A 9,954-nucleotide genomic window follows, 5' to 3' on the forward strand; every position below is an offset into this window, starting at 1 on the left:
CTTCGGGGCCGGACGCTCCGCCCGGGCGCGCCCGGCTCCCCCGGGCCGCGTCCCCCGTCCGTCCGGCCCGGGGGAGGTTCCGGGCCGCGTCCCCCGGGGTCAGACCCCCGCGGTGGCCTGGCCCTGCATCCCCGACAGCAGCGCCCGCACGTCCCGCACGCACCCCCCGCAGCCCGTCGTGGCCCGGGTCCGTTCGGCGATGGCCTCGCGGGTGCGCGCTCCGTCCAGCCAGGCCTGTTCGATCTCGGTGCGGCTGACGGCGTTGCACCGGCACACCAGCGCATCGGCGGCCGCGCCGTCGGCCTGCTCCGCAGCGGCGGTCGGCAGCCCCTGGAGCAGCGCCAGCCGGTCGGCGGGCACCGGGGCGCCCGTGTCGTAGAGCTGGGCCAGGGTCGCGGCGGCCTCGGGGAAGCCCAGCAGCACCGCGCCCACCACCTTCTCCTCGCTCACCGACAGCTTGGCGTAGCGGCCGCCGTAGGGGTCGCTGATGGTCACCGTCTCCAGGCCGTCGGCGTCCTCCTCGTGCACCCGCCCGAACGCGGTCAGCTCGATCCCCTCCGCCTTGAGCCGGGTCAGCGGCCTGGCCCCGGAGTAGAGGGCGTGCGGTGCGGCGCCGGTCAGGCGCCGGGCCAGGACGGCGGCCTGCTCCCAGCCGGGCTGGATGAGTCCGGCTCCGCCGCCGGGGTGCTGGGCGCAGTCGCCGATGGCGTGCACGCGGGCGTCGGAGGTCGCGAGGCGGTCGTCCACGATGACGCCGTGCTCGACCTCGATACCGGCGTCCTTGGCCAGTTCGATGTTGCCGCGCACCCCGGCGGTGACCACCAGGGCGTCGCCGGGCAGCACGCGGCCGTCGTCCAGTTCCAGGCCGGTGCCCGGAACCCAGCGGGCGGCCACCCGCCAGGAGTGCACGGTCACGCCCAGGGCGGCGTAGCGTTCGGCCAGGATGCGCGCGGCGGGCTGGTCGATCTGGCGGCGCATGATCCAGGGCGAGGACTCCACCACCGACACGCGCATGCCGCGTCCGACCAGGCCGCGGGCGGCCTCCAGGCCCAGGACGCCCCCGCCCAGGACCACCACGGGGGCGCCCGGGCGGGCCAGGGCGAGCAGTCGTTGGCAGTCGTCCAGGTCGCGCAGGGCCGTCACCCCGTCGCCGGGCGCGCCGTCGGGTCCGGCGACCCCGGTGACCGGTGGGAAGGAGGCGCGCGCCCCGGTGGCCAGGACGAGTTCGTCGTAGGGCAGCGTGCTGCCGTCGTCCAGGGTGACGGTGCGCCGCTCGGTGTCCAGGGCGGTGGCGGTGGTGCCGGTGCGCACGGTGACGCCGGGGGTGTCGGGGACGGGCAGGCGGATCTGCTCGGGGGTGTAGTCCCCGGCGACCACGCCCGAGAGCAGGACCCGGTTGTAGGCGGGGTGGTGCTCGGCGCCGACCACGCTCACGCGGACCCGTTCTCCGTCGGGGTCCAGGCGTGCGGTCTCCTCGGCGAAGCGGGCGCCGACCATCCCGTTGCCCACGACCACGATCTGACGCGGGGACGCGCCCTGCACGGTGCTCAACTGCTGCCTCCTGGTGTGTGCGTGTCCTCGGGTTCCAGCCGCACCGCGCTCACCTTGAACTCGGGCATGCGGCTGGTGGGGTCCAGCGCCGGGTTCGTCAGGTTGTTGGCGGACTGGGCGCCCGCGTAGTGGAAGGGCAGGAACACCGTGTCCAGGCGTGCGGTGGGCACCAGCCGCACCCGGGCGCGCGTGTGGCCGCGCCGGGAGGTGACGCGGGCCCAGTCGCCCGCGGCGAGTCCGGCGCGCGCGGCGGTGTCGGGGTGCACCTCCACGTACGCCTCCGGTTCGGCCCGGGCCAGTTCGCCGACGCGGCGGGTCTGGGCGCCGGACTGGTAGTGGCCCATCAGCCGTCCGGTGGTCGCCACGAGGGGGTAGTCGGCGTCGGTGTCCTCGGCGGGCGGGCGGTGGGCGACCGGGACGAGGCGGGCGCGCCCGTCGGGGTGGGCGAAGGCGTCCAGGAACAGCCGGGGCGTGGGCGGTTCCTGCGCGCGCACGGGCCAGTGCAGGGCCTCGCCCGAGGCCAGGCGTTCGGGGGTGACGCCGGAGTAGTCGGCGGCTCCCCCGGCCGAGGCCCGGCCCAGTTCGGCCAGGACGGCGTCGGGGTCGGTGGGGAAGCGGTCGGCGGGCTGGCCCAGGCGCACCGCCAGCGCGGAGAGCACCTCCAGGTCGGTGCGCACCCCCTCGGGCGGGGCGGCGGCCCGGGTCCGGCGCAGGACGCGCCCCTCCAGGTTGGTCATGGTGCCGCCCTCCTCGGCCCACTGGGCCACGGGCAGCACGACGTCGGCCGTGGCGGCGGTCTCGGAGAGCACGAAGTCGGCGGCCACCAGCAGGTCCAGGGAGGCCAGGCGGGCGCGTACGCGCGCGGTGTCGGGGGCCGAGACCACGGGGTTGGATCCGAACAGCAGCATGGCGCGCGGTCCGCCGCCGCTGCCCAGGGCGTCGAGGAGTTCGAAGGCCGAGCGGCCCGGGCCGGGCAGGGCGTCGGGGTCCACGCCCCACACCCCGGCCACGTGGGCGCGGGCGGCGGGGTCGTCGATCCTGCGGTAGCCGGGGAGCTGGTCGGCCTTCTGGCCGTGTTCGCGCCCGCCCTGGCCGTTGCCCTGGCCGGTGATGCACCCGTACCCCGAGCCCCGGCGGCCGGGCAGGCCCAGCGCCAGGGCCAGGTTGATCCAGGCCGAGACGGTGTCGGTGCCCTTGGCGTGCTGTTCGGCGCCGCGTCCGGTCAGGACGTAGGCGGAGCGGTTGCGGGCGGCCCGGCCCAGCAGGTCGGCGGCGGCGCGGATGCGGGCGGCCGGGACCCCGGTGACCTGTTCGGTGCGTTCGGGCCACCAGGCGGCGGCGTGCTCCCATGCGGCCTCGAACCCGGTGGTGCGCTCGGTGAGGAACTCCTCGTCGCACCAGCCCTGGACGCGGGCGGCGTGCAGCAGCCCCAGGGCCAGGGCCAGGTCGGTGCCGGGGCGGGGGGCCAGGTGCATGCCGCCGTCGGAGAGCGCGACCTGGGCGGTGGCCGAGCGGCGGGGGTCGATGACGATGAGGGCGGGCGCGGACAGGTGGCCCATCATCGGCGGCATGGTCTCGGCCGGGTTGGCCCCGGCCAGCAGGACCACCTCGGCCTCGCCGACGTCGGTCAGCGGGAAGGGCATCCCCCGGTCCAGGCCGAAGGCCCGCGTGCCCCCGGCCGCGGCCGAGGACATGCAGAACCGGCCGTTGTAGTCGATCTGGGAGGTGCCCAGGGCCAGGCGGGCGAACTTGCCCAGGGTGTAGGACTTCTCGTTGGTCAGGCCGCCGCTGCCGAAGACCGCGACGGTGTCGGGGCCGGACTCGGCGCGCAGGGCCAGCAGGCGTTCGGCGACGTGGTCCAGGGCGGTGTCCCAGTCGGTCTCGACCAGGTCGGCGCCGCGGTCCTTGCGTACCAGGGGGCGGGTGAGGCGGTCGGGGACGGTGAGGACCTCGGCGGAGGTCCAGCCCTTGCGGCACAGTCCCCCGCGGTTGGTGGGGAAGGGTGCGGGGCGGGCGGCCAGGCGCCCGTCGGGGCCGGGCTCCAGGTGCATGGCGCACTGGAGCGCGCAGTAGGGGCAGTGCGTGGTGGTCATCGGTCGGCGCTCTCCACGCTGGCGGCGCCGACCGGGGCGGCGGCGGGGCGGCGCAGGTAGACCGCCCAGGTGACGGCGGCGCACACCAGGTAGAAGGCGCCGAAGACGACGAAGGCCGGGGCGGTGGAGCCGGTGGCGGCGAAGGACTCGCGGAAGGCGATGTTGACTCCCACCCCGCCCAGGGCGCCGACCGCGCCGATGAGGCCGAGCACGGAGGAGGCCACGCGCTTGGTGCGGGCCAGGGCCTGTTCCCGGGGTTCCCCGGCGGCGATGGCGTCCTCGGCGCGTGCGGCGTACAGGGAGGGGATCATCTTGTAGGTGGAGCCGTTGCCCAGGCCGGTGAGGACGAACATCACCGCGAACGCGCCGATGAACAGGGCCAGGTGGGCGGCCTGGACGGAGAGCACCAGGACGGCGGCGCAGGCGGCCATGGCCAGGAAGACCCACAGGGTGACGCGGGCCCCGCCCAGGGAGTCGGCCATCCTGCCGCCCACGGGGCGGATCAGGGAGCCGATGACCGGGCCGAGCACGGCGATCGCGGCGGACTGCACGGGCGCCAGCCCGAACTGGGACTGCAGCAGCAGGCCGAAGGCGAACCCGGTGCCGATGAAGGAGCCGAAGGTGCCCACGTACAGCAGCGACATGATCCAGAAGTGGCGGTCGCGGACGGCCGACAGCTGCGCGGAGACGTCGTTGCGCACGTGGACCAGGTTGTTCATGGCCCGGTACGCCCACCAGGCGGCCAGCAGGATCAGCGGTGCGTAGAACAGCGGGACCAGGTGTCCGGCGGAGGTGGTGAACAGGGCGATGACGGCCAGGCCCACGAGTTGGACGGTGGCCACGCCGATGTTGCCGCCGCCCGCGTTCAGGCCCAGCGCCCACCCCTTCTCCCGTTCGGGGAAGTAGGAGTTGATGTTGGCCATGGAGGAGGAGAAGTTGCCGCCGCCCACGCCCGCGGTGGCGGCCAGGACCAGCAGCAGCCAGAAGGGGGTGTCGGGGTCGCGGACCAGGAAGAAGGCGGCGACGGTGGGCACGGCCAGGGTCAGGGTGGAGATGACCGTCCAGTTGCGTCCGCCGAGGGCGGGCACGGCCAGGGTGTAGGGCACGCGCAGGATCGCGCCGACCAGGGTGACCACCGACAGGAGCAGGAACTTCTGCTCGGGGGTGGTGGAGAAGCCGTGCTCGGGGATCATGAAGAGCACGAGTACCGACCAGATGCTCCACACCGAGAAGCCGATGTGCTCGGAGGCGATGGAGGCCCACAGGTTGCGGCGGGCCACGCGTCGTCCGCCGCCGTTCCAGAACCCTTCGTCCTCGGGGTCCCAGGCGGAGATCCAGCTCTTACCGGTGCGCGGTGCGCGCGGGCCAGTCTGTGAGGCCACGGCCGTGCCTTCCTGCTCGACGGCTGCTGACGAAACCGAAGGTAGGGAGCCCGCGTTGCCTGGAGGTGTCCAGCCGTAACACGCGGGAAACAGTCGGCTCACCCGGAGCGCGCGGCCGCGGTGAGAAGCCCTGTCCTGCCTGGTGGGAGGGGGTAGGGGCGTTCACGGCGCGGCGGGCCTCCTTGCGGGCGTTGTGGTGCGGATCACCGCCGGCGGCGGGGCCGCCCGCAGGCGTTCCCGTCCCGGGGCTCCCGGGTGCGGCGGACCGCCGTGAGCGGGCGCCGCCCTCGGAAGGTACCGGACATTCGCGCCGCCGAGGGAACGGAAAGCGTGGGTTGTGGCCGGAATCCGACCGCTTTCCTTCCTAGCGTGGGGGCACTGGTGTCGAGCACGAGGAGTCCGTCATGCGTATCGCCGTGACCACGCCCACCGGCAACGTCGGCCGCCACGTGGTGGCCGGCCTGGTCCGCGCGGGTGTGCGCCCGCGGGTGCTGCTGCGCGACCCGGCCCGGTTGGACCCGGCATTGGCCGACTGGGTCGACCCGGTGGCCGTGGACCAGCGCGATGCGGACGCGGTCCTGGACGCGACCGCGGGCGTGGACGCGCTGTACTGGGTGAGCCCGCCGGTCCCGGCCGAGGACCCGGTCGCCGAGCACGCCCGGATGGGCGCGCACGCCGCCCGCGCCGTCACCGCCAACGGGATCTCCCGCGTCGTCTTCCAGAGCAGCGTCGGCGCGGAGAAGCGCGGCGGGGCCGGGGAGATCGACGGGCTGGCCCGCACCGAGCAGCTGCTGGAGGGCACCGGCGCGACCGTGGCGCACCTGCGGTGCGGCTTCTTCTTCACCAACCTGCTGATGGAGCTGGACGCCATCCGCTCCGGCACCGTCTCGGTGGTGCTGCCCGTGGACCGTCCGATGCCCTGGGTGGCGCCGCGCGACATCGCCGACACGGCCGTGGGCCTGCTGCTCAACCCCGATCTGGCGGGCCGGACCGTGCGGGCCGTGCACGGACCCGCCGACCTGAGCTGGGAGCGGGCCGCGGCCGTGGTCACCGAGGTGACGGGCCGCCGCGTGCGCGCCCAACGCGTTCCCGACGAGCGCATGCGCGAGGTGCTCGCGGGCGCGGGCCTGGGGCCGGGCTCCGTCGAGGCGGTCATGGGCATGTCCACCGGGCTGCGTGAGGACTTCACCCCCGAGCAGCCCCGTACCGCGGCGACCACGACGCCGACCACCCTGGCCGCCTGGTGCCAGGACGAGCTGCGGCCCCTGCTGTGACCGTCCCGGGGCCGCGCCCTCCCCTCCCGGTCACGGCGGAGGTTCGCGCACGACATCGGCGATGACCGCGGTGACGACCCTGTGGACGGCCTCTGGGCCGGGTGGTGTCCCCCCGCGGTCGGCGAAGAGCAGGTGTCCGGCTCCGATCAGCGTGGGTGCGAGTGTGTCGATGTCGGCCTCGTCCGCGAGGCGGCCCCGTTCGCGCTCGCGGGCGAGGTAGGCGGCGATTCCAGCGGCGGCCTCGGTCAGGAGCGGAACACCGGTCGGCGTGGTCCGGCGCAGCCGGGCGCGCAGGCCGTCCCGGGAGGTCACCAGGCCGACGATCGTCACGGCGACCGGCCCGAACAGGTCCGTTAGCGCGCCAGCGAGGTTGTCGGCGACGGTGCCGGTCCCCGCGCGGTCGCGCAGGGAGGCGGAGCAGGTCTCGACCCGGGCGATACGGTCGGCCACGAGTTCGGCGAGGAAGGCGTCGAAGTCGGCGAAGTGCCGGTGCAGGACGCCCTTGGCGCAGTCGGCCTCGTCGGTGACCGCCCGGCTGGTCAGCGCGCTCGGCCCGTCCCTGAGCAGGACGCGTTCCGCGGCATCGAACAGCCGCTCGCGCGCGTCGCGCATGGCCGTCCCTGTGGGCATAACCGTGTGTCCTCCGTCCGACTCGCCCGAGCCCGCCCGGTTGACGAGTGGGCACATGCCCACTATTAATGGGCACATGCCCACTCTACCACCGGAAGGGCCCCGGCCCTCCACGCACGAGCCCCACCGGCACCGACGGATGGCGGAGTCCTTCGGTGCGGACGCCGAACGCTACGACCGCGCCCGGCCCCGCTATCCCGACGCCCTGGTGGAGCGCGTCACCGACGCCGCACCCGGGCCCGACGTCGTCGACGTCGGCTGCGGTACCGGCATCGCCTCCCGGCAGTTCCAGGCGGCGGGCTGCCGCGTGCTGGGCGTGGACCCCGACGAGCGGATGGCCGAGCTGGCGCGTCGGCTCGGGGTCGGGGTGGAGGTGGCCGCTTGGGAGGACTGGGACCCGGACGGCCGGGAGTTCGACGCGGTCGTCGCCGCCCAGGCCTGGCACTGGACGGATCCGGTCGCGGGAGCGGCCAAGGCTGCCCGGGTGCTGCGCCCCGGCGGTGTGCTGGCGGCGTTCTGGAACGTGTTCGAGCTCCCGCCCGAGGTGGCGCAGGCCTTCGCCGACGTCTACCAGCGGGTGGTGCCCGACTCGCCGTTCGACCCGCGGGGGATGACGGCGCGGGGCCGGAGCGACTACACCGGACTGCTCTCCGGGGTGGCCGACGGTATCCGGGAGGCGGGCGGGTTCGGTGAGCCCGAGTGGTGGCGGTGGGACTGGGAGTGGTCCTACACCCGGGACGCGTGGCTGGACCAGATGCCCACCTTCGGCATCCTCACCTGGGTTCCGCCGGACCTCCAGGAGCGGGTGCTGGAAGGTGTCGGCGCCGCCGTCGACGGCATGGGAGGCGCGTTCACCATGCGGTACACGACGGTGGCGGTGGCCGCGTCCAGGACGGTGACCACGCCCTGACGGCGCGGCGCCCGCTCCCGCGGGCTGAATCCATGTCCCGGAAGCGGCTCGCAACGATCGGGCGCGGTTCCGCACTCTCACGCCGGGACTCCCTATTCTTCCCTCCTTGACGCGTGCGGACACCGCCCCGGGTGCCGTGCCCGGGGCGGTGCGGTGCTCAGGAGTCGGCGGCCGGGGCGCGCATGGCGTCGGCGATCCAGGAGTAGGGCAGCGTGTCCTCCTCGGGCGGGGTCCCGTTGACCGCCGCCACCAGGGACAGGTACCGGCCGTGGGTGTCGTCGTAGACGGGGTCCTCGGAGGCGGCGTCCTCCTCGGCGATCTGGCGCTCGATATCGGGGATCTGCCGGAACGCCTCGGCCATCCGGTCGCGGACCTCGCGGGTGAGCGAGGTGTCGGACACCCCCGCGGCCTCCTCCATGAAGCGCGTGATGGCCTCCTGGGCCCGGGGGGAGCGGGGGGACTCACCGTCGCGGTGCGCGGCCAGGACCTCCTTCATGAGCTCGGTCCCGCTCCCGTACATGAAGTCCTGGAACCGCGGGCTGGCGATGCTCCTGCCCACGTCCGTGGAGTAGGTGTCGCGCAGGTAGGTGCGGACCGCCTCGCGGAACTCCGGGTCCCGCACCAGGTCGGCCAGTTCGATCCACGCCTCCAGTTGGGCGGCCGTGGGGTCCGCGGGCAGGACCGGGCGCATCTCGCGCAGCCGGTCGACGAAGCCCTCGGGGACGTCGAGGCCCTCGCCGACGTCGTTCCAGAAGTCGTCGATGACCTGCTCGCGCTCCTCGTCGGTCATCGAGACGAGCTTGTGCATCAGGTCGGCCCGCGCGGTCGTGGCGCCCTGCTTGATCAGGGTCCGCAGCACCGCTCTCCTGGCCCGCATGGTGCGCTCCTGGCGCTCGACCACCTCCAGGTGGGTGGTGAGCAGGTCGTGCAGGGTCGTGCCGCCCGCGAGCAGCCGGCGGATCTCCTCCAGGTCGGTGTCCAACTCGCGCAGGGTGCGGACGAGTTCCAGGCGGGCGATGGTGTCGATGTCGTAGAGGCGGTGGCCCGCGTCGGTCAGGTGCGTGGGATCGACGACTCCGGCGTCGGCGTAGAAGCGGACGGCGCTGACGCTCAGGCCGCTGCGGCGCGCGGCGTCTCCGATGGGGTACAGCTCGTGGTCGTGCATGGGAGCCACTGTGGTACCTCAAGCGGCTTGAGATGCAAGCCGGTGGACGCGCGGGTTCGTGCCGGGCGCGGAACCGGCACGGTCGCGCTCCCCCGCCGCATGACATCTGTCATGCCCGACCCGTGCGGACCGCACAGGGAACACATGATCCGTGACACTCCGTCACAGGCCCGCTCCGGCCTAGGTTCGAAACACGGAACGATAGTCCACGAGACGGCAGGGAGCCCCGGATGTTCGAGGAGCGGCGTCGGCGTCGGGCCGTGCGACGGGTCAGGCCCGGGAACGGTCGTCCGCTGAAGCCCTTCCGGTGGTGGCAGCTGGCGTCCCGTGCCCTGTTCTACCTCGCGCTGGGCGACGCCGACGGTCGGCGGACGGTCTACGCCGTCCACGTCGACCACACGCAGCGGTTCTTCTCGGAGGACGGCAAGGGCAGGGCCCACCTGTACCTCGACGGCAGGCACCACGCCGAGTCGGGGCTCCCCGCCGCCTTCCCCGTGCGGGGCGGGGTGATCGAGGTGGCGGCGACGGCCTTCGGTCTCAGGCGCTGCCACTACGTCACCGACGAGGGGACCGAGCACCAGCTCGTCCCGGACCGCCGCTCCGGCGAGGGGCGCCGCGCGCGGTTGGACCGCGGGCACCCCGTGCTGAGCCGCTGGATCGGTGTCCTCTCGCTGCTCCTACTCGTCGTCCCCGCGCTGTTGCTCGTCCCCCAGCTCGCCGAGGCGGTCTTCCGGGTGCCTCCCGTGGCCGAGCGCTTCGGGACGTTCACCTCGCCCGTCCACCTGCCCGTGTGGCTCAACACCGCGCTCACGCTCGGCGCCGCGGCGGCCAGCACGGAGCGCGCCCTGCGCCTGCGCTACAACTGGCTGCTGGACACCGCGGCCCAGGGGTGAGGGAAGCCCGGTGGGCCAGCGGGGCCGGGTGGGGGTTGCACCGTTGCGGTCCGCGG

At 74.4% G+C, this 9,954-nt stretch carries 8 protein-coding genes; 3 read left to right on the forward strand and 5 right to left on the reverse strand.

Annotated features, from left to right (window positions below; genetic code table 11):
• Window positions 1-99 precede the first annotated feature (99 nt).
• Genes DQW06_RS08855 through DQW06_RS08865 form a run of 3 tightly spaced genes read right to left on the reverse strand, consistent with a single transcriptional unit; the run spans window position 100 to window position 5,026 of the window.
• Window positions 100-1,551, reverse strand: a complete 1,452-nt coding sequence (locus DQW06_RS08855) for an FAD-dependent oxidoreductase (RefSeq protein WP_013153197.1) — start codon at window positions 1,549-1,551, stop codon at window positions 100-102.
• The gene (locus DQW06_RS08860; protein ID WP_013153196.1) at window positions 1,548-3,644 is read right to left on the reverse strand and encodes a molybdopterin oxidoreductase family protein; all 2,097 of its coding nucleotides are present in this window, start codon (window positions 3,642-3,644) and stop codon (window positions 1,548-1,550) included. The genes DQW06_RS08855 and DQW06_RS08860 overlap by 4 nt, the downstream gene beginning before the upstream one ends.
• Window positions 3,641-5,026, reverse strand: coding sequence for an MFS transporter (locus tag DQW06_RS08865; protein ID WP_013153195.1), 1,386 nt, complete (start codon window positions 5,024-5,026; stop codon window positions 3,641-3,643). The genes DQW06_RS08860 and DQW06_RS08865 overlap by 4 nt, the downstream gene beginning before the upstream one ends.
• A gap of 404 nt (window positions 5,027-5,430) precedes the next feature.
• On the opposite strand from DQW06_RS08865, the gene DQW06_RS08870 reads away from it, so the two are divergent.
• Entirely contained in the window at window positions 5,431-6,300 is an 870-nt protein-coding gene (locus DQW06_RS08870) for an NAD(P)H-binding protein (protein ID WP_117198276.1), read from the forward strand.
• A 30-nt stretch (window positions 6,301-6,330) separates the two neighbouring features.
• Here the strand turns inward: DQW06_RS08870 and DQW06_RS08875 are convergent, their stop codons facing one another.
• Window positions 6,331-6,930, reverse strand: coding sequence for a TetR/AcrR family transcriptional regulator (locus DQW06_RS08875; protein WP_013153193.1), 600 nt, complete (start codon window positions 6,928-6,930; stop codon window positions 6,331-6,333).
• Between the two features lie 76 nt (window positions 6,931-7,006).
• On the opposite strand from DQW06_RS08875, the gene DQW06_RS08880 reads away from it, so the two are divergent.
• Entirely contained in the window at window positions 7,007-7,840 is an 834-nt protein-coding gene (locus DQW06_RS08880) for a class I SAM-dependent methyltransferase (protein ID WP_071622123.1), read from the forward strand.
• A gap of 157 nt (window positions 7,841-7,997) precedes the next feature.
• Here DQW06_RS08880 and DQW06_RS08885 read toward each other — a convergent pair whose 3' ends face one another.
• Window positions 7,998-9,005: a MerR family transcriptional regulator gene (locus DQW06_RS08885; protein ID WP_041552683.1), complete on the reverse strand. Its 1,008-nt coding sequence runs from the start codon at window positions 9,003-9,005 to the stop codon at window positions 7,998-8,000.
• 230 nt (window positions 9,006-9,235) lie between these two features.
• Between DQW06_RS08885 and DQW06_RS08890 the strand changes: the two genes are divergently transcribed.
• On the forward strand, window positions 9,236-9,898 hold the full coding sequence (locus tag DQW06_RS08890; protein WP_013153190.1) for a hypothetical protein: 663 nt from the start codon (window positions 9,236-9,238) through the stop codon (window positions 9,896-9,898).
• The last annotated feature ends 56 nt before the right edge of the window (window positions 9,899-9,954 follow it).

It is taken from the genome of Nocardiopsis sp. TNDT3, assembly GCF_003427465.1.
Classification (GTDB): Bacteria; Actinomycetota; Actinomycetes; order Streptosporangiales; family Streptosporangiaceae; genus Nocardiopsis; species Nocardiopsis dassonvillei.

Excerpts from the sequence above, each read along its gene's own strand:
- DQW06_RS08860 (WP_013153196.1), bottom strand. The coding sequence starts at position 3,644 with ATGACCACCACGCACTGCCCCTACTGCGCGCTCCAGTGCGCCATGCAC.
- DQW06_RS08870 (WP_117198276.1), top strand. The coding sequence starts at position 5,431 with ATGCGTATCGCCGTGACCACGCCCACCGGCAACGTCGGCCGCCACGTG.
- DQW06_RS08875 (WP_013153193.1), bottom strand. The coding sequence starts at position 6,930 with ATGCCCACAGGGACGGCCATGCGCGACGCGCGCGAGCGGCTGTTCGAT.
- DQW06_RS08880 (WP_071622123.1), top strand. The coding sequence starts at position 7,007 with ATGCCCACTCTACCACCGGAAGGGCCCCGGCCCTCCACGCACGAGCCC.
- DQW06_RS08885 (WP_041552683.1), bottom strand. The coding sequence starts at position 9,005 with ATGCACGACCACGAGCTGTACCCCATCGGAGACGCCGCGCGCCGCAGC.
- DQW06_RS08890 (WP_013153190.1), top strand. The coding sequence starts at position 9,236 with ATGTTCGAGGAGCGGCGTCGGCGTCGGGCCGTGCGACGGGTCAGGCCC.